Origin of the sequence: Allofournierella massiliensis, from assembly GCF_004345265.1 — a bacterium.
In the GTDB taxonomy this organism is placed as follows: domain Bacteria; phylum Bacillota; class Clostridia; order Oscillospirales; family Ruminococcaceae; genus Allofournierella; species Allofournierella massiliensis.
The window spans coordinates 1-25772 of record NZ_SLUM01000035.1 but is presented as its reverse complement, the minus strand read 5'-3'; the positions used below and the strand labels follow the sequence as shown (position 1 = coordinate 25772).

Genomic DNA, 25772 nt, shown 5'->3' with positions numbered 1-25772 from the left:
CCGGTTACCGGTCGGGTCGTTAAAAAAGTCCGGTGATTTTGCCGTTTTCGTCCACGTCGATGTTCTCGGCGGCGGGCTTTTTGGGCAGGCCGGGCATGGTCATGATGCTGCCCATGATCACCACAACGAATCCCGCGCCGGCGGAAAGGCGCACGTCGCGCACCGTCATGGTGAAGCCGGAAGGCGCCGCCAGCAGCTTGGCGTCATCGCTGAAGGAATACTGGGTCTTGGCAATGCAGACCGGCAGATTGCCGTAGCCCATGGCCTCGATCTCGGCCAGGGTCTTGAGCACGGGTGCGCTCCAGCTCACGTCCTTGGCCCGGTAAATCTTCTGCGCCACCGCCAGAACCTTTTCCTTCAGAGGCATCTCGTCCGGGTAGGTGAAGTTGACGGCGGTGTCGTCCTGCATGATGTCCAGCACGGTTTTGGCCAGCTCGGTGCCGCCTTCGCCGCCCTTGGCAAATACCTCAGCCAGTGCGCAGGGTACGCCCATCTCGGCGCAGATCGCCTTCACGCAGTCGTGCTCGGCGGCGGTGTCGGTGGGGAATGCGTTGATCGCCACACAAACCGGCAGACCGAAATTGCGCATGTTCTCCACATGGCGGCGCAGGTTGTCCGCACCGGCGGTCAGATAATCCAGGTTCTCCACACCCAGCTGATCCTTGGGGCATCCGCCGTGATGCTTCAGGGCGCGCACGGTGGCCACGATCACCACCGCGTTGGGGGACAGCCCGGCCTTGCGGCACTTGATGTCCAGGAACTTCTCCGCGCCCAGATCCGCGCCGAAGCCCGTCTCGGTCACAACGTAATCCGCCAGACTCAGGCTCAGGCGGGTGGCCATCACGCTGTTGCAGCCGTGGGCAATGTTTGCAAAGGGCCCGCCGTGGATGATCGCCGGGTTGTTCTCCAGCGTCTGGACAAGGTTCGGATCGAAGGCATCCTTCAGAAGGGCGGTCATGGCGCCCGCCGCGCCAATCTGGCCCGCGGTCACCGGCTGGCCGTCGTAGGTATACGCCACAACAATGCGGGACAGCCGCTCTTTCAAGTCCTTCAAGTCGGTGGCCAGGCAGAAAATCGCCATGACCTCGCTGGCCACGGTGATGTCGAAGCCGTCCTCACGGGGCACGCCGTTCACCTTGCCGCCCAATCCGTCGGTCACAAACCGCAGCTGGCGGTCGTTCATGTCCACGCAGCGCTTCCAGACAATGCGCCGGGGATCGATGTTATGGGGGTTGCCCTGATAAACGCTGTTGTCCACCATGGCCGCCAGCAGGTTGTTGGCCGCACCGATGGCGTGCAGGTCACCGGTGAAATGCAGGTTGATGTCCTCCATGGGCACCACCTGTGCGTATCCGCCGCCGGCCGCGCCGCCCTTGATGCCGAACACGGGCCCCAGGCTGGGCTCGCGCAGGCAGAGCATGGTCTTTTTGCCCAGTGCGTTCAGGCCGTCCGCCAGACCGGTGCTGATGGTGGTTTTGCCCTCGCCGGCGGGGGTGGGGCTGATGGCGGTGACCAGAATCAGCTTGCCCTGCCTGTCCGCTTTTTTGGCCAGCTTGTGGTCGATCTTTGCTTTGTATTTGCCGTACAGGCTGATCTCATCCTCCGAAAGACCCAGCTTTTCCGCAATCTGAACGATGGGCTGCAGGGTAGCTTCCTGTGCGATCTGAATATCCGATTTCATGGGACTCATCCTTTCCTGCTCAGGGCGGCGCAAACCGCCCAAACAACATCGGCCTGCCTGCGCTGTGGCACAGACGGGCCGGTCCTTTTGTCTCTTTTATAAGAGTACCAAAATCCGCCGCCTGTTACAAGCACCGGGGCAGAAGTCGCACTTCTTTTACCGGCTTTTTGCATACCGGTTCCGGTTGTGAAATACCGCGCCGGTATGCTATACTATATTCTGTATCTCTATGCGCTTTTTCTCTGTGAAAAATGCGGCTATTTTGTAGAATGATGCACTTTTAATACTGTTTGTAAAGGTGAGACCGGAATGCTGCACAACGAAACCCTCCATTATCTGGATAATGCCGCCACCACCATTGTGGATGAAGCGGTGGCGGACGCGGTCCGCAAGGCCATGGTGGAACACTGGGCCAACCCCTCCAGCCTGTACGGCCCCGGCTGCGAAAGCCGCCGCCTGCTGGAAAAGGCCCGCGCCGGCGTGGCAAAAACACTGGGCGCGGCCCCCGAAGAGGTGTTCTTCACCGGCTGCGGCTCCGAGAGCAACAACATCGCCATTCTGGGCGCGGCCCTGGCCCGGAAAAGCTGGGGCAAACGGGTGGTGGTGAGCGGCTACGAGCATCCCAGCGTGGCCATGCCCATGGAACGGCTGCGGCAGCTGGGCTTCGATGTGGTGACCATCAACCCGGACGAGACCGGCCATCTGGATCTGGATGCCTTCGTGAACGCGGTGGACAAAAACACCATTCTGGTGGCCTGCATGCAGGTGAACAACGAGATCGGCACCATGGTGGACGTGAACCGGCTGGCAAAGCGGGTGAAGGAAAAGAACCCGCGCACCGCCGTGCATGTGGACGGGGTGCAGGCCTGGCTGCGGGTGCCGGTGAAGCTGGACGGCATCGACAGCTTCACGGTGAGCGGCCATAAGATCCACGCCCCCAAGGGCGTGGGCGCTCTGTATCTGCGCCGGGGCTACAACATCGAGCCGCCCTATCTGGGCGGCGGGCAGGAAAAGGGCCACGGCGGCGGGCAGGAAAAGGGCGTGCGCCCCGGCACCGAAAACCTGCCCTACGCGGTGGGCATAGCCAAGGCCGCGCTGATCGGCTACAAAAACATGGCCGAGCGCACCGCCCGCATGGCACAGCTGAACCGGCGGCTGCGCGAAGGGCTGGCCGCAATTTCCGGCATCGTGTTCAACAGCCCCGAGGACGCGGTGGCCGAGGTGGTGAACGTGAGCATCATGTGCATCAAAAGTGAGACCATGCTGCATTTTCTGGAAACCAAGAACGTGTATGTGTCCAGCGGGTCGGCCTGCTCCAAGGGCGCGGCCAGCCACACCCTCGCTGCCATGGGGCTGGAGCCCCTGCGGGCGGACACTGCGCTGCGCATCAGCCTTTGCGGCAGCAACACCGAAGCCGATGTGGACGCGCTGCTGGCCGGCCTTGCCAAGGGCATGGAAACGCTGGCCCGCATTCGATAAAATCGTCAGGATCTGACCGAAAATAAAGGAGTTTATCAATACAATGAAAGAAATCATCATGTGCTATCAGGGCGAGATGGCCCTGAAAGGCCTGAACCGGGCCACCTTCGAATCGGTGCTCAGCAAATCCCTGCGCTGGCGGGTGAAGGATCTGGGCAAATTCCAGGTCTACAAGGCCCAGAGCACCATGTATGTGGAGCCGCGGGACGAGGAAGCGGAATCCAACATGGAGGAAGCCTACGACCGGGTGAGCAAGGTGTTCGGCCTTGCGGCCCTCAGCCGTGCCGCCGTGTGCGACAAAAACATCGACGCCATCAAGGCCACCGCCGAGGAATACCTGGGCCCCATTCTGCGGAATCTCAAGACCTTCAAGGTGGAGGCCAAACGGGCGGACAAGTCCTTCCCGCTGAAGAGCCCCGAGCTGTGCCGGGAGCTGGGCGGTTTCCTGCTGAGCAAGCACCCCCATCTGCGGGTGGACGTGCATCATCCGGACATCGTGGTCATGGTGGAGGTGCGGGATTACGGCGCCTACGTCCACGGGCCCAAGGTGCCCGGCGCGGGCGGCCTGCCGGTGGGCACCAGCGGCCGCGCCGTGACCATGCTCAGCGGCGGCATCGACAGCCCGGTGGCTGCCTGGTATATGGCCCGCCGCGGTCTGGCGCTGCATCACATCCACTTCGCAAGCCCGCCCTACACCAGCCAGGCTGCGCAGGACAAGGTGCGGGATCTGGCCCGGGAGATTGCTCCCTACACCGGCAACTGCGTGCTGTATGTGGTGCCCTACACCACCCCGCAGGAGTACATCCGGGACAACGCCCCCGACGTGCTGTTCACCGTGCTCATGCGCCGCAGCATGATGCGCATCGCCAACCGGATCGCCAAGGACATCGACGCCAAGGCACTGGTCACCGGCGAGAGCCTTGCCCAGGTGGCCAGCCAGACCCTGTACGCGCTGGTCTGCACCGACGCGGCCCAGGATCTGCCGGTGCTGCGCCCGCTGATCGGCATGGACAAGAGCGAGATCACGGTGGTGGCCCGCAAGATCGGCACCTTCGAGACCAGCATCCTGCCCTTTGAGGACTGCTGCACCATCTTCACTCCGCCCCATCCCAAGACCAAGCCCACGCTGGCCGAGATCGAGGCGGCGGAAGCTGCCATGCCCGGCCTGGCCGCGCTGGAGGAGCAGGCGGCCGCCGCGGTGGAGCGCATCCGCATCGACATGCGGGACGCAAAGCAGGAGGACGACCTGGCCGAGCTGGAGGAGTTCTGAACAGCACCGTTTTAAACAATCAAAATGCCCGGCTGTGGAAAACCCGGCCGGGCCATGAGTAAACCGTGGGAAAGAGGGAAACCAAATTGAAGGCGGAGATCATCTGTGTGGGCACCGAGCTGCTGCTCGGCGATATTCTGAACACCAACGCTCAGTTCCTGGCAAAGGAGCTGGCGGCGCTGGGCATCACGGTTCACCATCAGTGGGTGGTGGGCGACAATGAGGGCCGGCTGGCCCAGCTGATCGATCAGGCCATGGAGCGCAGCGATCTTCTGGTCTTTTCCGGCGGTCTCGGCCCCACGGCGGACGATCTGACCAAGGAGACGGTGGCACGCTGCTTTGACGATACGCTGCATCTGGAGCCCTCCATTCTGGAAAACATCCGGGCCTACTTTGCCGCCACCGGCCGGCACATGCCGCCGAACAACGAAAAGCAGGCCATGGTGCCCACAAAGGGCGGCTGGTTTGAAAACCACAACGGCACCGCCCCGGCGGTCTGGTTCCGGAAGGGTACAAAGCGGGCGGTGCTGCTGCCCGGCCCGTCCAGCGAGCTGAAACCCCTCTGGACCGAACAGGTGGGCCCCTTTCTGGCCGACGGCCGGCAGGTGCTGCACAGCCTGACGTTGCGCATCACCGGCATCGGCGAAAGCCATGTGGAGGAAAAGGTGGGCCATCTGTTTGAGAACGAGAACCCCACCGCCGCCATCTACGCCAAAACCGGCGAGGTGCAGATTCGCATCACCGCCCGGGCCGCCAGCCATGCGGAGGGCGAAAAAGCCTGCCGGGCCTGTGCGGAACACTTCCGGGCCATTCTGGGCGATGTGATCTATGGCGAGGACGCAAACGATCTGGAGCACACGCTGGTGCAGACACTGGCGGAGAAGGGCCTGACCGTGGCCACCGCCGAAAGCTGCACCGGCGGCCTTGTGAGCCAGCGCATCACCCGGGTGCCCGGCTCCTCAGAGGTATTCGGCTTCGGCTTTTGTACTTATGCCAATGAGGCAAAGCACAGGCTGCTGGGCGTGAGCGAAAAAACGCTTGCCACCGTGGGTGCGGTGAGCTGGCAGACCGCCGCCCAGATGGCCATGGGCGCGGCCCGGGTGAGCGGGGCGGACATCGCCGTTTCGCTCACCGGCATCGCAGGCCCCGGCGGCGGCACCGCCGAAAAGCCGGTGGGCCTTGTGTATGTGGGCGCGGTTCGTGGTGAGGATGTGTATGTGGCCAAGCTGCTGCTGGGCAACCGGGACCGGCAGAGCATCCGCACAGGCGCCGCCAACCGGGCGCTGGATTTTGCCCGGCGGCTGGCGCTGGGCCTGTCCATGCCCGGCGCGGACAAGCTGACCGCCGAAGAGCTGGCGCAGCAGAAACAGGCGATGAAGGAATAACAGAATCATGAAAGAAAAGGGAAACGAGGTGGATGCAATGGCGCAAGCCAACCGTATGCTGGCGTTGCGGCTGTTTGGCGTATCGCAGGCCAGAGCCCAGGCGGTGCTGAAGGCTGCGGCGGCTCAGGGCTGCCCGGGCCTGCGGCTGCTGAGCAGGGAAGAGGAGCTGGTGGTCTGCGTAAACGTGCGCGGCGCGGGCAGCGAGGCCGAGGCCGATCGGATCTGCAGGCAGTGGAACGAATATTTCCGCCAGCAGTTCGGCCCTGCCGTGTTCGGTGAGGGCGATACCGAGCTGGCCGACGCGGCGCTGGAGGCACTGGCGAAAAAGAACAAACTCTTCGTGGCGGCGGATGAGGCCACCGGCCATCTGCTGGAGGGTCGCATCCGGGAAAAACCGGAAGCGGCGGCGGTCTACGATTTCGGTGACCACAGCTACCGCCACCCCACCAGGGCAAACCGGCTGGAGCCGCCCCGTGCATTGCTGGACAAATACCCCGACTGCCCGGTGCAGCCGGTGGCGGGCCGCGCCCGGCAGGCGCTGGCCCTTTCCGGCGCAGACTGGGCGGTGAGCTACCAGCCCGCAAAGAGCGTGCAGCCCGGCTTTGTGCTGGTGTGCGGCGCCAAGACCGTGTATCTGCATGTGCTGGCCCCCAGCGTGCAGCCCCAGATGCTGGCAGCCAACTGGCTGCTGGACATGCTGCGCCGTCTGGCCCTTGGGCAGGAGCCGGCGGAAGGGGTGCAGAGCTTTGCCTACGGCAAGCCCGCCCCGGTGCTGCCGGTGCGGCAGACGCCGCTGCCCGCTCAGAACGAATCCGCCCCCCGGCCCGCCCCGGTGCAGCCCGGGAGCAATGCCCCGGCCGACGCATGGCAGAAATCTCCATCCGCTCCGGTAAGCCGGGCGGCCAACCTGCGCAGCGCCGGGCGGCAGCTGTTTGACGAATCCGCCCAGCTGCCCGAACCCCCTTCCCGCAAACGGAATCCGGCAGGGCGGATACTGGGCAGTCTGGTGCTGGTGCTGTTCATCGCGGCGGTGGCCTTCGGCGTGGTGTGGCTGGCGGAACGCCCTGCCACCCAGCAGATGACCGGCGCGGGCTACGGCACCGCCGACTACGACACCGCCGCCCGGGACTACCTGACAAAGGCGCAGCAGGGCAACAGCCAGGTGGCGGCCTATCTGGCTCTGCCCAAGCTGGGCGGTACGCTGGTTTACCAGCCGGACGCAGCCCAGCCCGGTCAGGCCATTGGCCTTGCGGTGCAGGCGGCCCAGGGGGATGAGCTGGCCCGCTTTGTGAGCGCCCAGCAGCCCGGTCAGACCCGCACCAATGTGATTGTGGAATGCCCCACGGGCAGCATCCAGCAGCTGAGCGAGCTGGACGAAGAGGAGCTGCTGCGGGACAACTGCGGCTTCACCCTGTACACCGACGGCAATACTTACCGCTATAAAGTGGCGGCGGTTTACTACTGGGACCCGGCCGAGACCGGCGAGACCGCCTTTGATTTGTACGGCCTTCAGGATCTGAGCGATCAGCAGGCGTTTTTGAACTTTGTGCTGGGCATCAAGGCCCGCAGCCTGTATGAGATGCCGGTGGATCTGGAGGACGCCGACAGCTTTGCCACGCTGGTGGCGGACGCGGCGGACGGCTCCGGCCGCAAGCTGGCGGTTACCGGCCGACTGCAGCGGCAGGACGAGGCAGCCTTCCTTCTGGGCAAACAGATCACCCAGGCGGATCAGCCCCTGCTGCCGCTGGCCATGTATGAGCAGACCGGCGAGGAGGTTCCCTCGGTGGAGACTTTAAACCAGTACTGGATGAACTGGTACGCCACCGGAGGCGCCACCAGCAGCGATGTGCAGGAGGAAAGCGGCATGCCGCAGGAGGATCAGCTGGTGGAGGGCATCCAGCCGCTGGATCCGAACGCAACGCCCATTCCCACCCTGACGCCGCCGCCCACTGACACGCCGGCCACGGCTACCCCGAAGCCCAGCGCCACACCGCAGCCGGGCACCACACCGAAGCCCGACGCCACCCAGGCGCCCGGCGCTACGGACAAGCCTCAGGCGACCCAGGCCCCCGACGATTCCGGCACGGCGCAGCCCACCGCGGCCCCGCAGGCTACCCCGGCACCCCAGCCCACACCTACGCCCACACCCAGCGCAGGTACCATTACGGTGACCATGAACGGTGTGCGGCAGGAGATGGATCTGGTGGAATGCCTGGCCATGATCGCCCGCAACGAGCTGGGCGCGAATGCACCCATTGAAGCCTACAAGGCCCAGATGGTGGCTGCTCACTCCTGGATTCTGAGCCAGGGCGGTGCGCCCAGTGTGGCCGGCCGCCAGCCCAGCGAGACCATCCGGCAGGCAGCCCGTGAGGTGGCCAACCAGATTGTGACCTACAACGGCCGTGTGGCCTTCACCCCCTACTTTGCCAGTGCGGCCTTCGGCACCAACCCCAGCGAGGATGTGTGGGGCTCCTCCCGCCCCTATCTGGTGGCGGTGGAAAGCCCTTATGACCAGCAGTATGCCACCAACTGGCAGAACACCCGCGTGTTCACCGAGCAGGAGGTGGCCGACCGGGCCATGGAAAAGCTGGGTGTGGATCTCTACGCTTACAGCGAGGATCCCAATGAATGGTTTGGCGACATCGTGAAGAATTCCTCCGGCTATGTGACCAGCCTGCGGCTGGGCACCGCCACCATCACCGGGCAGAAGCTGCAGGAAAATGTGCTGGCCGGTTTCTCCGGTCGGGCCATTCGCAGCGCGGCCTTCGATATTTCCTATGCCGATGGTAATTTCAGCATCACCACCTATGGCTATGGCCACGGGTGCGGCCTGTCCCAGTACGGGGCATGGGGATATGCGGCCAACGGCTGGACCTACGACCAGATTCTGGCCCATTACTTCCCGGGCACCAGTTTGTCCACCGTGGGTTAAACAGAGCTTTTTGCACAGAGCGTCCTCCGCAAGGAGGGCGCTTTTGTGTTCGTTTTGTGAAAAAGTGGGGAAGCCATGCAGGAAATGTTGTCGAAAATTTGGGGTTTCTGCGGCTTAATATACAAAAGTGGAAAAGCCGATTTGTGCGAAAAGGAAAAAATGCGGAAAAATACTCCCCAATTCGCCGGGAATAGGGTATAATATCGTTTGTTACTTTTTTGATACTTGTTTGCAAGTATCTCCCGGGCGATATGCCCGGGCCTTTTTCAGCCGCCGGTCAAGCTTTTTCGCATCCCCGGCGGCTGTTCCGTGCAATCAACCAAATGAGCAAAAAAGAAAGGGGAACCTGCGTGGAAAACCCGGCAAAGAAAAATTGGATCAAGATCCTGGTGATCGTTGTTGCAGTGGTGCTGCTGGCTGGATGCAGCGCCATGGCCTATCTCTACAGCCAGATCGCCCCGGCCTTCGATGAGGGCGAGGCGGGCACCCTGAACCAGCAGACCGACCCGGATATTGAAGCCGGCGGCGACCGGTTCTACAACCTGCTGATGGTGGGCATCGACTACGACGCCGATGACGACGGCCGCGATTACGCGGAAGGCAAGGGCATGACCGACGTGATCATGTATGTGCAGATCGACCGGGACAACGGCAAGGTCAACGCCTTCCAGATCCCCCGCGACACCTACGCCGGCGAGGATGTGGGCGACGGCATCAAGACCAACACCGGCAAGATCAACGAGGTCTACGCCAACGGCCCGGATCAGGAAAACAAGATCAACAACCTGGCCAACAAGATCTACGAGCTGTTCAAGCTGCCGGTGGATGACTATGTGCTCATCGACATGCAGGCCTTCAAGACCATGCTGAACAACATGGGCGGCATCGAGATGTACGTCCCCTGGGACATTGTCACCGTGGACAAGGAAACCGGCCACGAAGATCTGGTCTGCCCGCAGGGCACCCATCTGATCAGCGGCGACACCGCCGAGCTGATTCTGCGCAACCGCAACTACTCCACCGCCGACTATAAGCGGCTGGAGACCCAGCAGTACTTCTACGCGGCCCTGCTCAAGAGCCTGCTGAACGATTACACCCTGGCCGATTATTACAGCACCTGCAAGGTGGTGGCCCATTACATCGACACCAGCCTGGACATCACCGAGATCTGGGGTCTGTACGCCACCATGCTGAAGATTGACCCGGCCAACATCTACATCGTGCGCGCACCCGGCGGCGCGGCCAACATCAATGGCCACACCCAGGTTTATTATGTGGACCGGGAGAGCTGTGCCGAGATTCTGAACGAGCACTTCCGCAGCCCGGAAAGCCCGGTGGAAGCCGAGAAGCTGGGCCTCATTACCGGCCAGACCTACCTCTACGGCATGAACATCGACGAGGGCCGCACCATGGGCGACGTGATGACCAACGCCGAGGAGGGCGAGGCCGAGCTGGCCGCTTCCTCCGAAGCCGCCTCCTCCGAGGCCGCGGGCTGAGAAGCGTCCGGATGCAAAATAAAACAGAAAAAGGCTCCCCGGTTGGGGAGCCTTTTTTGATGTAAAAAACGGGTCAGACCACCGGGGCCATGAGCACCGTGCCGGTGCCCCGGTAAACATTCACCAGCCCCTCGCCGGAAACGGCGGAGCCGATCAGGCTGCGGGTGGATTTTTCCACCGTGAAGTTCAGGCTGGAGGACCAGGCAATGGCCATGTTGCCGTCGATGCGCAGCTGGTCGTTGTTCAGCTGGAACTCGATCAGCTCGCTGCGGGGCACCGGGCTTTCCACCGCCGCCACGCCCGTGCCCTTCAGGCACAGGTTGAACAGGCCCTCGTTGCCCAGCGCCGCGCTGGACAGATTGGTGCGGGCCACAACCTTCTGCTGCACCGAGCCGGAGCAGGCCAGAAACAGGCCGTCGTCCAGCACAAGACCGTCCCACTGGCCCACGTCCAGCAGGATGATGTGCTTGTAGGTGGGCTCCAGCATCAGATGGCCGGTGCCCTTGTATTCCGGCTTCACCGCGCTCTCCTTGGTGGCCTTGGAGGCCAGCGCCTTGCCCAGCAGATCGCCCACGCCCTTGATGCCGGAGGTGGCTTCCACCGCGCCGCTCATCCACTGCATGGCCCCGGCCTGCACCACATAGCTGTCGCCCTTCAGCTCCAGCAGCAGCTGGCGACGGCGCACGTTCATCTCGGACGCATAGTAGCTGGCAATGGCGTTGTCCGGGCGGACGCTCAGATCTTTTTCATATTCCAGCACCCGCATGCCGCCCAGCTGGTCGGCGGTGAGAATGTTGGGATTGTTCAGCAGATTGTTGAATGTGACCATGGAAAACCCTCCTTGCTGTTGCATGGGCGATGTGCCGCCCGGTGTTGGGAAACGGTGCAAAAAACACCGTATGTTTGGGGCCGTTATACCACGGGCGGCAGCGAACGGGAAGATGTTTTGGAAATTTTTTACCAAAAAGGAAAGGCCACAGCAATGCCGTGGCCTTTTGAAAAGCGGTCAGTTGTCCTGTTCGAATTTCAGCACCGAGCCGTCGGTGGCGCTGATTTCGTATTCATATTCCAGATTGCCGGACTTGAAATCGATGGAGTAGTGGGGAACATCATCGTCCAGCTCGCTGTCCATTTCCAGCTCCCGGATGGCGGACTGATCCAGCCCGGCGTGGCTCAGGGCCTTGGCCAGCGCTTCGTCGGCGCTGATGAAGCTGCCGGAAGCGGCGGTGGCCTTGTTCTCGCCCTTCAGAACGCTGCCGGTGCTGCCGTCGATCTCGTATTCATACCGGGTGCCGTTCGCCTGGAACTTCACCTCATACTGGATGCGGCCGTCGTCCCAGTCCCGCTCAATAAACAGGTTCTGCACCTGATCCTCGGTCAGGCCCGCAGCGCTGAGCGCGGCGGCTTTGGCGCCGGTCTCGCCAATGTCGGTGGAGGTGGCGCTGCTGCCGCTGCTGCCGGAACCGGCGCTGATGGCGGTGGGGGCGGCATGGGCTTCGGACTCATACTGGCGCACGGTGCCGTCCGCGTTGATTTCGTATTCGTATTCGGTGCTGCCCTGCCAGAAGTCCACCTCGTACACCCGCTGGCCGTCGTCCCAGTCCAGCTTGGCGGTCAGGCCGGTCACCTGATCGGCAGAAAGGCCCGCGTGCTTCAAAGCGGCGGCCTTGGCAGCCTCCAGGCCCACGTCGGTGCCGCTGGTGGCCACGCTGCCGGAGGAGGCGTGCTCCTCTTTCTCGCTCTTCAGAATCTGGCCGGAGCCGTCCACCGCGCAGAAGTATTCGGTGCTGCCGGCCCAGAACTTCACCTTGTACACAAAGCGCCCGTCGTCGTAGCTGGGAATCACCACGATGCCCTCTGCCTGATCCTCGCTCAGGCCAAAGGCGGAGAGCGCGGCGGCCTTGGCGGCGGCCTGATCGATGGAGCCGTTCTGGCCTGCGGCGGCGGTGTAGGTCTCGGTGTGATTCTTCACAATCTCGCCGGTGGTGGCGTCCACGTCGTATTCATATTCCACGTTGTTGGCCCAGAATTCCACCTCGTAGACCATCCGGCCGTCCTCCACATCAAAGTCCACCTTGGAAACGGTCACCTGATCGGCGGAAAGGCCCGCGTGGGCCAGGGCGGCATTCTTGGCCACCTCGGTGCCGATGTAGCCGCCGTCGCTGGCGCGGCCGGTGGAGCTCACGGTGGAAAGGGTGGTGGCCTGGCTGGAGAGCAGCAGGTTCAGATCGTTCACGGTGCGGCCGGCCAGGCTCTCAAAGGTGAGGGTGGGGTTCTGATCCACCAGCTGCTGGATCAGCTGGGCCTTGCCCAGCGAGATGCCGTATTCGTCGGCCTTGGCCTGCAGATCCTGATTCTGGTTCACAACCTGGCTCAGGATGGCCCCGTTGATGGAGCTGGAGGTCATCACCGCGTTCACCGTCTCGGTGAGCTGGCTTTCCAGCTGGGCGGCGCGGGTGGCGTCGTCGTCCTCCACGGTGATCAGGATGGAGTTGGCCAGCTCATCCACATAGCCGTTTTTCAGCAGCGAGCCCATCAGGGCGTTCACCGCCACATCCAGCGTGGAACCCTTCAGGTCCATGCCGTCCAGCACGGCGGCGGCGTCCTCGTTCAGGGCGGTGGCCCGCAGCACCCGCTCACGGCTGTTCAGCACCAGCTCGATGCTGGGGTTCACATCCAGCGAAACAACGGACGCGGCGGTCTGGGACTGATTGTAGTAAACGGAGCCTCCGCCAATGGCCAGAACCAGGCAGGCGGCAGCGGCCAGAGCGGCCAGACGCAGGGGCTTGCGGTTTTTCTTTTCGGGATTCTGATTCGTCATGGGGATCACGTTTCCTTTCCGGTCATCACAGCGAAGGAGAACGCTTTCCACGTCGTTGGGTGCCGCGTGTTCCAAAGCGGTGCGCAGCGCCTGTTCCACATTGCGGTCGGTCATTGCGCGTCATCTCCTTCCAGAATGGTTTTCAGCTTTTTCAGGGACCGGTGATACTTGGAAAGCACGGTGGGAAGCGCCAGATCCAGAAACTGGGCGATCTCCCGGTGTTTGAGCCCGCACACCGCGTGCAGCACCACAATGTGGCGCTCCTCGTCGGAAAGGCGGGCCAGCGCCGCGCCCAGCACGGTGCGGTCGTCGGCGGTCAGGGTGTCGCTCTCGATGGAAAAGGCGGACCACTCAGCCTGGGAAAGATCCTGAATGCGGGCCGCGCTGCGCAGCCGCCCCAGCGCCAGATTCCGGGCGATGGTGAGCAGCCATGCCATGGACTTGCCCTGCGGCCGGTAGGAGGGAGCGGCGGCCCACACCTTCACGAAGGTATCCTGGGCCACATCCTCGGCCTCCGCGCCGTTTTTCAGGTAGGAGAGGGCCAGACCATAGACCGCCGCCCGGGTACGGCGGTACAGTTCGGCCAGATCCTCCCGGCTGCCGGCAGCAATGCCGCCGATCAGCGCCTCCAGCTCCCCGTTGGGGTTCGCGGCACGGGCCTCCTGGGCCATTGCGCCAAGCACAAGTATCATATCGGTTGTCTCCTGTCATTCAAGTAATGCACGGAACGGAACGTTTATTGCATCGCTGTCGAAAAAATTTTGGGGGGCGGCAAAAGCTGCTTCCCGCCTTTATTATACGGCTCGGCAAAGCCGCTTTGCAAGGGGAAAGCAAAGCCCGGCGGGCCCGGCAAAAAAAGACCCCGCAGGGCGGCCACAAGCGGCAGCCCTGCGGGGCAAAACAGAATGAAGAAGGAAACAGCTAAGAAAATAAGGGGAAGAGAGATCAGCGCCGGCCGGAAACCTTCAAACGGGCCATGGCACGGGCCAGAGCAGCCTTGGAGTGATAGTACTCCTCCACGCTCTTCTTCTGGCGCATGCGCTCCTCGGCGCGCTCCTTGGCTTCCTGGGCGCGCTTGGCGTCGATCTCCTCGGGCTTTTCGGCGGTGCTCACCAGCACGATGGCCCGCTCGGGCATGATCTCCACAAAGCCCTGGCCGATGGCGGCAACGTGCCACTCACCGTCCACTTTATAGCGCAGCTCGCCGGGCTCCATGGCGGTCACGGCGGGCTCGTGGCCCGCCTGCACGCCGTACAGACCGTCGATGGCCGGAATCACCAGCTCCTGGGCGGGGCCGATGTAGAACTGGCGCTCGGGGGTGATGATCTCCAGAAACAGGTCAGCCATCAGATCGCCCCCTGTGCACGGGCCTTCTCACGCACGTCGTCCACGGTGCCCACGTTGGAGAACGCGGTTTCGGGGTACTGATCCAGCTCGCCGCCCAGAATGGCTTCGAAGCTGTTGATGGTCTCGGCCAGGGGCACATACTTGCCCTGCAGGCCGGTGAACTGCTCGGCCACGAAGAAGGGCTGGCTGAAGAACTGCTGGATGCGGCGGGCCCGCTCCACGGTCTTTTTGTCGTTCTCGCCCAGCTCTTCCATGCCCAGAATGGCGATGATGTCCTGCAGCTCCTTGTAGCGCTGCAGCAGCTCCTGCACGCCGCGGGCCACGTTGTAATGGCGCTGGCCCACCACGTCGGGCTCCAGAATGCGGCTGGTGGACTCCAGAGGATCCACAGCGGGGTAGATGCCCTGCTCCACGATCTTACGGCTCAGCACGGTGGTGGCGTCCAGATGGGTGAAGGTGGTGGCGGGCGCGGGGTCGGTCAGGTCATCGGCGGGCACATAAACGGCCTGCACGCTGGTGATGGCTCCGTTCTTGGTGGAGGTAATACGCTCCTGCAGAGCGCCCACCTCGTTGGCCAGGGTGGGCTGGTAGCCCACGGCGCTGGGCATACGGCCCATCAGGGCGGATACCTCGCTGCCGGCCTGCACGTAACGGAAGATGTTGTCGATGAACAGCAGCACGTCCCGCTTTTCCTTGTCGCGGAAGTACTCGGCCATGGTCAGGCCGGTCAGGGCAACGCGCATACGGGCTCCCGGGGGCTCGTTCATCTGGCCAAAGACGAGGGCGGTCTTTTCCAGAACGCCGGACTCGCTCATCTCGCGCCACAGGTCGTTGCCCTCGCGGGTACGCTCGCCCACGCCGGTGAAGATGGAGTAGCCGCCGTGCTCGGTGGCGATGTTGCGGATCAGCTCCTGAATCAGCACGGTCTTGCCAACACCCGCGCCGCCGAACAGGCCGATCTTACCGCCGCGGGCGTAGGGGGCCAGCAGGTCGATGACCTTGATGCCGGTCTCCTGAATCTGAACCACGGGGCTCTGATCCACGAATTTGGGGGGGTCGCGATGGATGGACCACTTCTCGGAGTCGGTCACTTCCTCGCGGCCGTCGATGGCATGGCCCAGCACGTTGAACATGCGGCCCAGGCATTTTTCGCCCACGGGCACTTCGATGGGCGCGCCGCTGGCGGTCACTTCCACGCCGCGGCCCAGGCCCTCGCTGGGGCTGAGCATGATGCAGCGCACGGTGTTGCCGCCCACATGCTGGGCGACCTCCATGACCTGCTCGGCGCCGTTCAGCTGCACGGTCAGGGCGTCGTTGATGGCGGGCAGCTTGCCGTCCTTGAACTCAACGTCCACAATGGGGCCCAGAACCTGTGCGATGGTGCCTTTGTTTTGCATATCGGTTCCTCGCTTTCAATTATCGAACAAGTAAGAAAGGAAAATCAGGAGCGGTGCAGCACGCTGCCGTCGGCGCTCACCAGCAGGGTGAGCGCGGGCTGAATGTGCCGCTCGGGGCGAACCTTGCCGCCCTTTTGCTGGGCGCCGCCCACGATCTCGGTGATCTCCTGGGTAATGGCGGTCTGCCGGGCCCGGTTGTATTCCAGCGAAAGGGTGCGGATCATCTCGCGGGCGTTCTTGGTGGAGGAATCCATAGCGGTCATGCGGGCGTTCTGCTCGCTGCAGAAGGATTCCACCAGGCAGCCGAAGAGCACACCTTTCAGGTAGCCGGGCACGATCTTGTCCATGACCTTGTGCGCAGAGGGAACGTACACCACCTGCCGGTTGTACTGGCCGGCGGTGTACTGGGGCTCCTTGTGGGAGAACTGCTCCCTCGTCAGGGGCAGCAGCTGGTAGGTGGCGGGCCGCATCAGCACGGGGTTCACCATCTCGGTGTAGATCACATGCACCTCGTCCAGCTGGCCGCGCAGGAACAGATTCACCATGGTTTCGCTGATGTCCCGGGCACGGGTCACGGTGGGGTCCTGGGCGGTGTAAAGGAACTCGCCATCCACGTTCACGTTCTTGCCGGCAAAGTAGGCCCGGCCCACCTGACCGATCACAAACAGAACCGGATTTTCGGTGGCGGCCAGCTTTTCCTCGGCCAGCTTGAGCACGTTGTGGTTGTAGGCGCCCGCCAGACCCTTGTCGCCGGTGATCACGATGTAGCCCACCGTGCGGGGCTTCTTTTCGGGGCGGGTGTCCATGAAGGGGTGATGAAACTCCTCAGAGTGATACAGGATATCGGCAATTGTGTCCTGTATCTTCTGGAAGTAAGGCTCCACGCCATTGAGCTGCTGGCGGGCCTTGCGCATCTTGGAGGAGGAGATCAGATACATGGCATTGGTGATCTTCAGGGTCTGATCCACGCTCTTGATGCGGGTACGGATCTCTTTTATGCTTGCCATTGCGCGCTCACCTGTCCCTTATAGGCATCCAGTTCGGCGCGGATGCTCTCGGCAACAGCGGCGGAAAGCGCGCCGGTGGATTCGATCTCTTCCAGCAGCTGGGGCTGGGTGTTTTCCAGGTAGTCCACAAAGCCCTGGGCCACCTCGCGGGACTTGGCCAGGGGTACGTCCGCCAGCAGGCTGCCGGTGGAGATGTACAGGATGACCGCCTGGCGGCTCACGCTCATGGGGTGATACAAAGGCTGCTTGAGGATCTCCATCAGCTGCTTGCCGTGATCCAGCGCGGTCTGGGTGGCCTTGTCCAGGTCAGAGCTGAACTGGGTGAACACCTCCAGCTCGCGGAAACGGGCCAGGTCGATACGCAGGGTACCGGCGGTCTTTTTCACGGCCTTGGTCTGGGCGCTGCCGCCCACACGGCTCACGGAAAGGCCCACGTTTACGGCGGGGCGCTGGCCTGCGAAGAACAGGCTGCTCTCCAGATAGATCTGGCCGTCGGTGATGGAAATCACGTTGGTGGGAATGTAGGCGGAAACGTCGCCCGCCTGGGTCTCGATGATGGGCAGAGCGGTCATGGAACCGCCGCCGTATTCCTTGGTCAGGCGGCAGGAACGCTCCAGCAGGCGGCTGTGCAGGTAGAACACGTCGCCGGGGTAGGCCTCACGGCCGGGGCTGCGGTGCAAAAGCAGGCTCAGGGCACGGTAGGCAACCGCATGCTTGGACAGATCGTCGTAAACGATCAGCACGTCCTTGCCCTTGGACATGAAATACTCGCCAATGGCAGTGGCGGAGTAGGGGGCAATGTACTGCAGCGGCGCGGGCTCGCTGGCCGGGCTGGACACGATGATGGTGTAGTCCATGGCGCCGTACTTGACGAAGTTGTTGCGCAGCTGGGCCACGGTGGAGGCCTTCTGGCCGATGGCCACGTAGATGCAGATCACATCCTTGCCCTTCTGGTTCAGGATGGTATCCACCGCAATGGCGGTCTTGCCGGTCTGGCGGTCACCGATGATCAGCTCGCGCTGACCGCGGCCGATGGGAACCATGGAGTCGATGGCCAGAATACCGGTCTGCAGGGGAACGTTTACCGGCTCGCGGCTCACAACGCCGGAAGCCTCACGCTCGATGGGCATGCGGGCATCCGCCTCGATGGCGCCCAGGCCGTCGATGGGCTCGCCCAGCGCATTCAGGGTGCGGCCGATCATGGCCTCGCCGGCGGGAACATCCGCCGCACGGCCGGTGCGCTTGACCACGCTGCCCTCGGCCAGGCCCTCTTCGCTGCCCAGCAGAACAACGCCCACGCTGTCCCGCTCCAGATTCAGCACGATGCCCTTGGCGCCGGTCTCAAATTCCACCAGCTCGCCGTAAACCGCCTTGTCCAGGCCGTACACGGTGGCAATGCCGTCGCCGATCTCGATCACGGTGCCGGTCTCTTCGTGGGTGGCGCGGCTGTCGTATGATTCAATCTCCTCGCGGAGAATGGAAATGATCTCTTCGGATTGATTCACTGTGGCTTCACCTCTCTTGCAGGCGGCGCGCCAGACGATGCAGCTGCCCGCTCACACTCTTGTTATAGGTCGTCCCGTCAATCTCCAGGACGAAGCCGCCCACCAGGGACGGATCAACGATCACCTGCATCTCCACGCCGGCCCGGCCGTGGCGGCGGCACATGGCCTTGGCGATGTCCACCACCATGGCTTCGTCCGGCATCTGGGCGCAGCGCATCACGCATACCGTCTGGTTGGCGGCAGCCAGCGTGAGCAGATGATATTCAGATACGATATCGGCCAGCAGGGCAAAACGGCCCTTTTTGGCCAGCAGTTCATAAAAATGCATCAGCCGGTCCGGGCAGCTGGCAAAGGGCAGGCGGTGCAGAACCGCCTGTTTTTCCTCCAGACGCACCGCCGGGCTGACCAGCGCCTCCATCAGGGGCTTATTTTCCAGAATGAGCTGCGCGGTGGCGCGCAGCTCGTCCTCGGTGCAGCCGGCCTGATACAAAGCGCTCGCGTAACGGGCGGCAGTCAGGCTCATGCGGTTTCCTCCACTTCAGCCAGGAAGGCGTTGACCAGATCCCGGTCGGCCTGGCTGTTCATCTTCTGCTGCGACACCTTGGAAGCGGCCAGCAGAGCCAGCATGGCAATCTCCTGACGGGCACCCTCCAGCAGGGCGTCCCGGTCGGCCTGGGCCTGCTTCTGGGCATCGGCCTGCATGCGGGCAATGTCGTCCCGGGCCTTGGCCAGCTGAGCCTCGTACTCCTGCTGGCCGCGTTTTTTGGCCGCATCCACAATGTCCTGGGCCTCTTTTTTGGCGTTCAGCAGCTGAGCCTCATATTCCTGGCGGCTCTTTTCCGCGGCGTCCATCTTGGCGTTGGCGCCGTCGATGGTGTCGGCAATTTCTTTGGAGCGTTCGTCCAGCATCTTGGTCACCGGACCGAACAGAAACTTCTTCATCAGAAGCAGCAGAATCACCAGGTTGATGAACACATAGATGATCTCTGCATTAAGGTTTAAAATCGACACGGCTCATCGCCCCCTCGATTACTGCATGAAGATCAGCAGGATGGCGATCAGGAAGCCGTAGATCGCGGTGGCCTCGGCCAGGGCGCAGCCCAGCAGCAGGTTGCTGCTGATCTTGCTGGCGGCCTCGGGCTGACGGGCAATGGCCTCGTTGGACTTGGCGGTGGCAAAGCCGATGCCGATACCGGCACCCAGGCCAACCAGAACAGCGATAGCAGCAGCAAAAGCGGTAGTCATAATAAGTTCCTCCTAAAATTCAGTTCAGTTTGATTCAAAAGTTTTTATTCAATGGCTTCGCCCAGGAACAGGGTCGTGAGGAACACGAACACCACCGCCTGGATGATACCGTCGAATGCGTCGAAATAAAGGCTCAGGGGAATGGGCACCAGAACCGGGGCAACGATCTTGACCAGCTCCATGATCACGAAGGAGGCGAAAACGTTACCGAACAACCGCATGCACAGCGAAAGCGGCCGGATGCCGATCTCCAGAATGTTCAGGGGCGCCACGATGGGCGAGGGCTCTGCAAATTTGTGCAGGCCGCCTTTCAGCCCCTTGATGCGGAAACTGGAACCGTAGATGAGCAGCACCGCCATAAAGGCCATGCCGGCGGTCACGTTCAGGTCCTTGGTGGGCGGCGTGATGCCAATGAACTCGGACAGGTTTGCCAGCACCAGGTAGATGCCCATGGTGCCGATGTAGGGCGCGAAGGTACGCCAGTGTTCGCCCAGATTGTCCTTACAGAAGTTGTTGATGAACCCAACCAGCATTTCGGCTACCATCTGCCGGCGGCCGGGCACCTTTTTCAGGTCGTGGGTCAGCCAGATGCAGAAGATGGTGAAGAGTGCGATGAGAATCCAGCTTCCCACTGCCGATTCCGGCACCGGAATGCCGCCGAACAACGGAATCTCGAACGCCGTTTTGCTTTGCAGCGCCGCTGTGAGTTCTTCCTTAATATCCAATCATATCCCCCCTTTTCGGTACCTGCATATTTTATGACAAAGCGTACCGGAGCGAAAGCCTTACGAAAGTAAAAAAAGTAAAAAAAAGGGGCTTTGCAAAAGGTGTTTGGCGGTTTGCACAACAGTTGTTTTCGTTGTGGAAAATTCTGCGGGAAGGATGCCCTGCGCCCCGCCCGGCCATTTGGCGAAGCGGGCAAAATGTGCTATGATACTTTATATATCGTCAAAAAACGAACGGGGGCATCCGGCTCCCGGAACAGCGGGGAGGAAATTGGCTGTGAAATGGCTTTCGCGCCTGAAAAAGACCCTGAATGCCCAGCTGGTCACCCTGAGCGTGGCGCTGATTGTGATCACGGTGCTCATCGCCATGGGCAGCAGCCTGTGGCTGAATCTGCAGTCCAGCCATCAGATGATGGACCGGAACATGCTGGATGTGGCCTATCTGCTGGCCCGCACACAGGATGTGCGGGGCCTGCTGGAGGGCGGCGGCAACCAGTCGGTCACCGGGCTTTTACGGCAGGTGGTGCGCCGGGTGAGCGATCTGGATGTGGCGGTGGTCATCGACCCGAACGGCAATCTGGTGGCCGGGGCCAGCACCCGCAGCGGTCTGCTGGGGGTGGTTCAGCCGGACCCGAACCAGACCGAGCCGGTGTTTCTGCAGGAGGGCGAAACCCAGGACGGCATGGAACGGTGTGCCTGCGCCAAGGTGTTCGACGAGGAGGGCAATCTGCTGGGCTACGCCGTGGTGGGCGTTTACATGCGGTCGGTGTACCGGATGGTGGCCGGCACGGTGCTGCAATATCTGCTCATCGCCGCGGTGGCGCTGAGCATCGGCGGATTCTGCGCAAGGCGGCTGGCCCGCTACATCAAAAACGAGCTGGCGGGCTACGAGCCGGAGGATCTGTATCGGCTGATGGTGCAGCGGGCGGACATCTGGGACGCACTGGAGGAAGGCGTGCTTGCCATCGACGAGAGCGAGCGCATCATCTATCTGAATGCGGCTGCCCGCCAGATGCTGGAGCTGCCGGTGGGTGATGCGGCGGGCCAGCCGCTGCATCAGGTTTACCCGGAAAGCACGCTGGATCGGGTGCTGCACAGCGGAAAGGCAGAATACAATGTGCCGCTCAAGTCCATGGTGCATGTGAAGATTCTGGCGGATCGGATGCCCATTGTGAAGAACGGCCGCACCGTGGGTGCGGTGGCCATCTTCCGCAACCGCACCGAGATGGTGCGTCTGGCCGAAAACCTGACCGGTGTAAACCATGTGGTGGAGGCACTGCGGGCCAACACCCACGAATTCATGAACAAGCTGCATGTGATTCTGGGCCTGTTGCAGCTGGAGGAATACAAGGAAGCCGAGCGCTATGTGCTGGAGCTCACCAAGGTGCGGGCCCAGTCCATGGGCGGCATCACCGGCCGCATTCAGGAGCCGGCGGTGGCGGCACTGCTCATCGGCAAGCTGAGCCGCGCCCAGGAGCTGCGGGTGGTGTTCCGGCTGGACCCCTCCAGCCATTACCCCCACGGCAGCCGCTGCCTGCCCACCGACGCCATGATTTCGCTGCTGGGCAACCTGATCGAGAATGCCTTCGATTCCTTTAAAAATGTGGCGGACGGCGCGGTGCGTGAGGTGGAGGTCTGCGTTCAGGAGGAGCAGCAGGGCCTGCTCATCTGCGTGGAGGACACCGGCTGCGGCATTCCGCCCAAGGTGCGTCAGCGGATGTTTGAACAGGGATTTTCCACCAAGGGCGAGGGCCGCGGCACCGGCCTTGCGCTGGTGCAGGGCATCGTGCAGGCCTATGGCGGCAGCGTGCGGGTGGAATCCGTGGTGGGGCTGGGCACCACCTTTACCATTCATATCCCGCCCCAGGAGGAAACAGACGAAATGCCGAAGGAAAAGGAGGAGAACGCTTGTATCAGGTCGTGATTGTGGAGGATGACCCCATGGTGGCCATGCTCAACCGCCGCTATACCGAAAAGGATCCCCGGTTCAGGGTGTGCCGGGAATGCCCGGACGGCCGGGCCGCGCTGGAATATCTGCGGGCTCACCCGGCGGATCTGGTGATTCTGGATATGTACATGCCCCAGATGGACGGGCTGGACGTGCTGCGTCAGCTGCGGGCGGCGGGGGTGAGCACCGATGTGATCATGATCACCGCCGCCAGCGACACCGCCACTGTGGAGGCGGCCATGCGGCTGGGCGTGGTGGACTATCTGGTCAAGCCCTTTGAATACGAGCGGTTCCGGCAGGCGCTGGATGCCTTTGACCGGCGGCGGCAGGCCATCCGTTCCGAGAGTGTGAACCAGCAGCAGCTGGATGAGCTGCTCCATCGGGGTACGACTGTGCCCGCAGGGGAAAAGCCGGAGGAAAAACCGGAGGGAAAGCCTCTGCCCAAGGGCTTGCAGCCCAAAACGCTGGAGGCCGTCTGCGCCTGTTTGCAGGCCAACCCTCAGGGGCTTACCTGCGAACAGCTGGCCATGCAGACCGGCTTTTCCGCAGTGACGGCCCGCCATTACGTGCATTACCTGGAGGAATGCGGCCGGGCCGATTCCCGGGTGGACTACTCCACCGGCGGGCGGCCCAGCGTAATCTATACCCTGCGCGGCTGAATGCGGGCGAAACGGAAATATTAAGGAGGGAAAGTGCGATATGATCGGAACCATTGCAAACACAGCCACCATTCTGGCAGGCAGCCTGGTGGGAAGCCGGCTGAAAAGCGGGCTGGGGGAAAAATACAAGGAGGCCCTGATGAATGGCATGGGCCTTGCCGCCACGCTGCTGGGCGTGAACTCGGTGGTGCAGGCCATGCCCGAAAGCCGGTATTCGGTGCTGTTTATCGTGAGCCTGGCGGTGGGCGGCGTGCTGGGTACCGCCATCTCGCTGGATACCCTGTTTCAGAAAGCGGTGAACCGGCTGCCGCTGGCCGGGGGCAGCGAGCTGGGAAAGGGCCTGTCCACCGCCATCCTTCTGTTCTGCGCCGGAACCCTGAGCATCCTTGGCCCCATGGAGAGCGCTCTGAAGGGCGATAATACCTATCTGTTCACCAATGCGGTGCTGGATGGCATCACCTCCACGGTGCTGGCCTCCACCTTCGGCATCGGCATTGCGCTGGCGGCGCTGGTGCTCTTCTGCTGGCAGGGGGCCATCTATCTGCTGGCGGGGGCCATTGCCCCCTATGTGACCAGCGATTTACTCACTGAGCTGAGTCTGGTGGGCGGGGCGCTGATCTTCAGCTCCGGCCTTGGCATTCTGGGCATCAAGCAGATCAAAACCCTGAACTATCTGCCCGCGCTGGCGGTGAGCGCCGCCGCAGTGGTGGTTTTGCAGGCACTGGGGCTGTAAAAGCCGGAAAATGCCGTGGAACTGATTGACTTTCTTAATAAAAGGCGTTATATTTATTAAAATATAATGATCTGCCCGGGGAGAAGTCTGCCCTGCGGCGGGAAAGGGGACTCAACCCGATGAAGGATCGTTACGGCCGCAGCATCGATTATCTGCGCATCTCGCTCACCGACCGGTGCAATCTGCGTTGCCGCTACTGCATGCCGGACGGGGCGGACTTTCTGCCTCATTCGGAGATTCTGCGCTATGAGGAGATTCTGCGTCTGGCCCGGGCGGCCATCGATCTGGGCATCCATAACTTCAAGGTCACCGGCGGTGAGCCGCTGGTGCGCCGGGGCGCGGTGGAATTTGTGGAGCAGCTGAAACAGCTGCCCGGCTGCGGTCAGGTGACCCTGACCACCAACGGCGTGCTGCTGGAGGAGCTGGCCCTGCCCCTTGCCCGGGCCGGTGTGGACGGGATCAATGTGAGCATCGACGCGCTGGATCCGGCCCGCTACGCGGCCATCACCGGGTACGATGTGCTGGACAAGGTGCTGCGGGGCGTGCAGGCATCGCTGGCGGCGGGTATCCGCACCAAGCTGAACTGTGTGCTGCTGGCCAGCGCCGAGCCGGAGATTGTGCCGCTGGCGGAACTGGCCGGGCGCTGGCCGGTGGATGTGCGCTTTATTGAGCTGATGCCCATCGGCGAGGGCAGCGCAGGCGGCGGACTTCCGCCCCAACGCGCCCGGGCGCTGCTGCTGGAGCGCTGGCCGAATCTGCATCCGGTAAACGAGCGGCGGGGCAACGGCCCGGCCCATTACGAAGCCAGCGAGGGCCTGAAGGGCCGCATTGGCTGGATCGACGCGGTGAGCCACCGGTTTTGCGAGCAGTGCAACCGGCTGCGGCTTACCAGCACCGGCGAGCTGAAGCCCTGCCTGTGCTACGACGCATCGGTGGATCTGCGGGCGCTGCTGCGCGCCGGTGCGCCGGATGATGCGCTGCGTGCGGCCATTGCACAGGCGGTGGAGCACAAGCCCGCCCACCACTGCTTCGATCAATACGAAGAGATTACGGAACATCGCCGCATGGCGCAGATCGGAGGATAAAATCAGAATGGGAACCGTAAAGGCAATTTGCGTCTCCGGGGAGCGGGGCGTGCAGAAGCATCCGGTGGAGAAAGCCAGCTTTGCGCCGGAATGGGGCATCGTGGGCGACGCCCACGGCGGCAACTGGCACCGGCAGGTGAGCCTGCTGGGCGATGAGAAGATTCAGGCCTTCCGGGAAAAGGGCGCTCAGGTGGACTACGGGGCCTTTGGCGAAAATCTGGTGGTGGAGGGCTTTGACTTCCGCAGCCTGCCGGTGGGCACCCTGCTGCGCTGTGGCCCGGTGCTGCTGGAAATCACCCAGATCGGCAAGGAGTGCCACAGCCACTGTGAAATTTACAAGGCCATGGGCGACTGCATCATGCCCCGGGAGGGCGTGTTCGCCCGGGTGCTGGAGGGCGGCGAGATACAGGTGGGGGATGCAATGCAGCTGGCCGAGCGCACCGGCGTGCGGCCCTTTCAGGCGGCGGTGATCACCCTGTCCGACAAGGGCGCGCAGGGCCAGCGAAAGGACGAGAGCAGCCCGGCCATTGTAAAACGGCTGGAAGAGCAGGGCTATCAGGTGGTGGAAGCTCTGCTGCTGGCGGATGAGCAGGCGGTGCTGCAAAAGCAGCTGATCCGCCTGTGCGACCAGCGCCAGCTGGATCTGATTCTCACCACCGGCGGCACCGGCTTTGCCCCCCGGGATGTGACCCCCGAGGCCACCATGGCGGTGGCCCACCGCAACGCGCCCGGCATTGCCGAGGCCATCCGGGCGGCCAGCATGCGCATCACGCCCCGGGCCATGCTCAGCCGGGGCGTTTCGGTGATCCGGGGCAAGACCCTGATCGTGAACCTGCCCGGCAGCCCCAAGGCGGTGCAGGAGAGCATGGACGTATTTCTGGATGTGATTCCCCATGCGCTGACCCTGCTGCGGGGTGAGGGCGGCGAGTGCGCCCGCAAATAAAAAGAGAAAAGCCTGCGGTTCTGATATGCTCCCTCTATGAGAGACAGTGAAATAAAACGCTGTCAATCATAGGGGGAGCATTGTTATGCAGTACAAACAGAAGTTGAGTGTAGA

The 25772-nt window shown here is 62.7% G+C and carries 22 protein-coding genes; 10 read left to right on the top strand and 12 right to left on the bottom strand.

Annotated elements, in window-relative coordinates; genetic code table 11:
• Positions 1-19: 19 nt before the first annotated feature.
• The gene (locus EDD77_RS15840; protein ID WP_058963844.1) at positions 20-1681 is read right to left on the bottom strand and encodes a formate--tetrahydrofolate ligase; all 1662 of its coding nucleotides are present in this window, start codon (positions 1679-1681) and stop codon (positions 20-22) included.
• A 309-nt stretch (positions 1682-1990) separates the two neighbouring features.
• Here EDD77_RS15840 and EDD77_RS15835 point away from each other — a divergent pair, with 309 nt between their 5' ends.
• From EDD77_RS15835 to EDD77_RS15815, 5 genes are all read left to right on the top strand, one after another.
• The gene (locus tag EDD77_RS15835) at positions 1991-3160 is read left to right on the top strand and encodes a cysteine desulfurase family protein (RefSeq protein WP_058963843.1); all 1170 of its coding nucleotides are present in this window, start codon (positions 1991-1993) and stop codon (positions 3158-3160) included.
• Positions 3161-3203: 43 nt separating this feature from the next.
• Complete coding sequence (gene thiI / locus EDD77_RS15830) at positions 3204-4430, top strand: tRNA uracil 4-sulfurtransferase ThiI (RefSeq protein ID WP_058963842.1); 1227 nt, start codon at positions 3204-3206, stop codon at positions 4428-4430.
• Positions 4431-4516: 86 nt separating this feature from the next.
• Entirely contained in the window at positions 4517-5815 is a 1299-nt protein-coding gene (locus EDD77_RS15825) for a competence/damage-inducible protein A (RefSeq protein ID WP_058963841.1), read from the top strand.
• Between the two features lie 7 nt (positions 5816-5822).
• Positions 5823-8747 (top strand): SpoIID/LytB domain-containing protein, encoded by a 2925-nt coding sequence (locus EDD77_RS15820; RefSeq protein ID WP_058963840.1) that lies wholly within the window; start codon positions 5823-5825, stop codon positions 8745-8747.
• 350 nt (positions 8748-9097) lie between these two features.
• Positions 9098-10243 (top strand): LCP family protein, encoded by a 1146-nt coding sequence (locus tag EDD77_RS15815; protein WP_058963839.1) that lies wholly within the window; start codon positions 9098-9100, stop codon positions 10241-10243.
• A gap of 73 nt (positions 10244-10316) precedes the next feature.
• On the opposite strand, the gene EDD77_RS15810 is transcribed toward EDD77_RS15815, so the two are convergent.
• The 11 genes from EDD77_RS15810 to EDD77_RS15760 form a co-directional block, all read right to left on the bottom strand.
• On the bottom strand, positions 10317-11072 hold the full coding sequence (locus EDD77_RS15810; protein WP_058963838.1) for an AIM24 family protein: 756 nt from the start codon (positions 11070-11072) through the stop codon (positions 10317-10319).
• 177 nt (positions 11073-11249) lie between these two features.
• Complete coding sequence (locus EDD77_RS15805) at positions 11250-13178, bottom strand: PepSY domain-containing protein (protein WP_077138519.1); 1929 nt, start codon at positions 13176-13178, stop codon at positions 11250-11252.
• Entirely contained in the window at positions 13175-13756 is a 582-nt protein-coding gene (locus EDD77_RS15800; RefSeq protein WP_058963837.1) for an RNA polymerase sigma factor, read from the bottom strand. Before EDD77_RS15800 ends, EDD77_RS15805 begins: the two co-directional genes overlap by 4 nt.
• Positions 13757-14009: 253 nt before the next feature.
• Positions 14010-14411, bottom strand: a complete 402-nt coding sequence (locus EDD77_RS15795; RefSeq protein WP_058963835.1) for a F0F1 ATP synthase subunit epsilon — start codon at positions 14409-14411, stop codon at positions 14010-14012.
• A complete protein-coding gene (atpD, locus tag EDD77_RS15790; RefSeq protein ID WP_058963834.1) occupies positions 14411-15808 on the bottom strand; it encodes a F0F1 ATP synthase subunit beta in 1398 nt (465 codons plus the stop codon). The genes EDD77_RS15795 and atpD overlap by 1 nt, the downstream gene beginning before the upstream one ends.
• A gap of 44 nt (positions 15809-15852) precedes the next feature.
• Positions 15853-16815 carry an ATP synthase F1 subunit gamma gene (gene atpG, locus EDD77_RS15785; protein WP_058963833.1) on the bottom strand — a complete coding sequence of 321 codons (963 nt, stop codon included), beginning with the start codon at positions 16813-16815 and terminating at the stop codon, positions 15853-15855.
• A complete protein-coding gene (gene atpA / locus EDD77_RS15780; protein WP_058963832.1) occupies positions 16803-18320 on the bottom strand; it encodes a F0F1 ATP synthase subunit alpha in 1518 nt (505 codons plus the stop codon). Before atpA ends, atpG begins: the two co-directional genes overlap by 13 nt.
• A gap of 7 nt (positions 18321-18327) precedes the next feature.
• Positions 18328-18843 carry an ATP synthase F1 subunit delta gene (gene atpH / locus EDD77_RS15775; protein ID WP_058963831.1) on the bottom strand — a complete coding sequence of 172 codons (516 nt, stop codon included), beginning with the start codon at positions 18841-18843 and terminating at the stop codon, positions 18328-18330.
• Entirely contained in the window at positions 18840-19331 is a 492-nt protein-coding gene (atpF, locus tag EDD77_RS15770; protein WP_058963830.1) for a F0F1 ATP synthase subunit B, read from the bottom strand. The genes atpH and atpF overlap by 4 nt, the downstream gene beginning before the upstream one ends.
• 18 nt (positions 19332-19349) lie before the next feature.
• Positions 19350-19565 (bottom strand): ATP synthase F0 subunit C, encoded by a 216-nt coding sequence (atpE, locus tag EDD77_RS15765; protein WP_058963829.1) that lies wholly within the window; start codon positions 19563-19565, stop codon positions 19350-19352.
• Positions 19566-19609: 44 nt separating this feature from the next.
• Positions 19610-20290 (bottom strand): F0F1 ATP synthase subunit A, encoded by a 681-nt coding sequence (locus EDD77_RS15760; RefSeq protein WP_058963828.1) that lies wholly within the window; start codon positions 20288-20290, stop codon positions 19610-19612.
• Positions 20291-20567: 277 nt separating this feature from the next.
• Between EDD77_RS15760 and EDD77_RS15755 the strand changes: the two genes are divergently transcribed.
• The 5 genes from EDD77_RS15755 (at position 20568) to EDD77_RS15735 (ending at position 25658) form a co-directional block, all read left to right on the top strand.
• Entirely contained in the window at positions 20568-22214 is a 1647-nt protein-coding gene (locus tag EDD77_RS15755; RefSeq protein WP_058963827.1) for an ATP-binding protein, read from the top strand.
• Complete coding sequence (locus EDD77_RS15750; RefSeq protein WP_058963826.1) at positions 22199-22897, top strand: response regulator; 699 nt, start codon at positions 22199-22201, stop codon at positions 22895-22897. The genes EDD77_RS15755 and EDD77_RS15750 overlap by 16 nt, the downstream gene beginning before the upstream one ends.
• Before the next feature lie 40 nt (positions 22898-22937).
• Positions 22938-23630, top strand: a complete 693-nt coding sequence (locus tag EDD77_RS15745; RefSeq protein WP_058963825.1) for a DUF554 domain-containing protein — start codon at positions 22938-22940, stop codon at positions 23628-23630.
• A gap of 119 nt (positions 23631-23749) precedes the next feature.
• A complete protein-coding gene (gene moaA / locus EDD77_RS15740; protein WP_058963824.1) occupies positions 23750-24715 on the top strand; it encodes a GTP 3',8-cyclase MoaA in 966 nt (321 codons plus the stop codon).
• Between the two features lie 7 nt (positions 24716-24722).
• Positions 24723-25658: an MOSC domain-containing protein gene (locus EDD77_RS15735; RefSeq protein ID WP_058963823.1), complete on the top strand. Its 936-nt coding sequence runs from the start codon at positions 24723-24725 to the stop codon at positions 25656-25658.
• Positions 25659-25772 lie beyond the last annotated feature (114 nt).

Coding starts and splice junctions, on each gene's coding strand:
- atpE (WP_058963829.1), bottom strand. CDS start 19,565: ATGACTACCGCTTTTGCTGCTGCTATCGCTGTTCTGGTTGGCCTGGGT.
- EDD77_RS15820 (WP_058963840.1), top strand. CDS start 5,823: ATGAAAGAAAAGGGAAACGAGGTGGATGCAATGGCGCAAGCCAACCGT.
- moaA (WP_058963824.1), top strand. CDS start 23,750: ATGAAGGATCGTTACGGCCGCAGCATCGATTATCTGCGCATCTCGCTC.
- EDD77_RS15795 (WP_058963835.1), bottom strand. CDS start 14,411: ATGGCTGACCTGTTTCTGGAGATCATCACCCCCGAGCGCCAGTTCTAC.
- EDD77_RS15835 (WP_058963843.1), top strand. CDS start 1,991: ATGCTGCACAACGAAACCCTCCATTATCTGGATAATGCCGCCACCACC.
- EDD77_RS15810 (WP_058963838.1), bottom strand. CDS start 11,072: ATGGTCACATTCAACAATCTGCTGAACAATCCCAACATTCTCACCGCC.
- atpH (WP_058963831.1), bottom strand. CDS start 18,843: ATGAGCCTGACTGCCGCCCGTTACGCGAGCGCTTTGTATCAGGCCGGC.
- atpG (WP_058963833.1), bottom strand. CDS start 16,815: ATGGCAAGCATAAAAGAGATCCGTACCCGCATCAAGAGCGTGGATCAG.
- EDD77_RS15840 (WP_058963844.1), bottom strand. CDS start 1,681: ATGAAATCGGATATTCAGATCGCACAGGAAGCTACCCTGCAGCCCATC.
- EDD77_RS15735 (WP_058963823.1), top strand. CDS start 24,723: ATGGGAACCGTAAAGGCAATTTGCGTCTCCGGGGAGCGGGGCGTGCAG.
- atpD (WP_058963834.1), bottom strand. CDS start 15,808: ATGCAAAACAAAGGCACCATCGCACAGGTTCTGGGCCCCATTGTGGAC.
- EDD77_RS15805 (WP_077138519.1), bottom strand. CDS start 13,178: ATGACCGACCGCAATGTGGAACAGGCGCTGCGCACCGCTTTGGAACAC.
- thiI (WP_058963842.1), top strand. CDS start 3,204: ATGAAAGAAATCATCATGTGCTATCAGGGCGAGATGGCCCTGAAAGGC.
- EDD77_RS15800 (WP_058963837.1), bottom strand. CDS start 13,756: ATGATACTTGTGCTTGGCGCAATGGCCCAGGAGGCCCGTGCCGCGAAC.
- EDD77_RS15745 (WP_058963825.1), top strand. CDS start 22,938: ATGATCGGAACCATTGCAAACACAGCCACCATTCTGGCAGGCAGCCTG.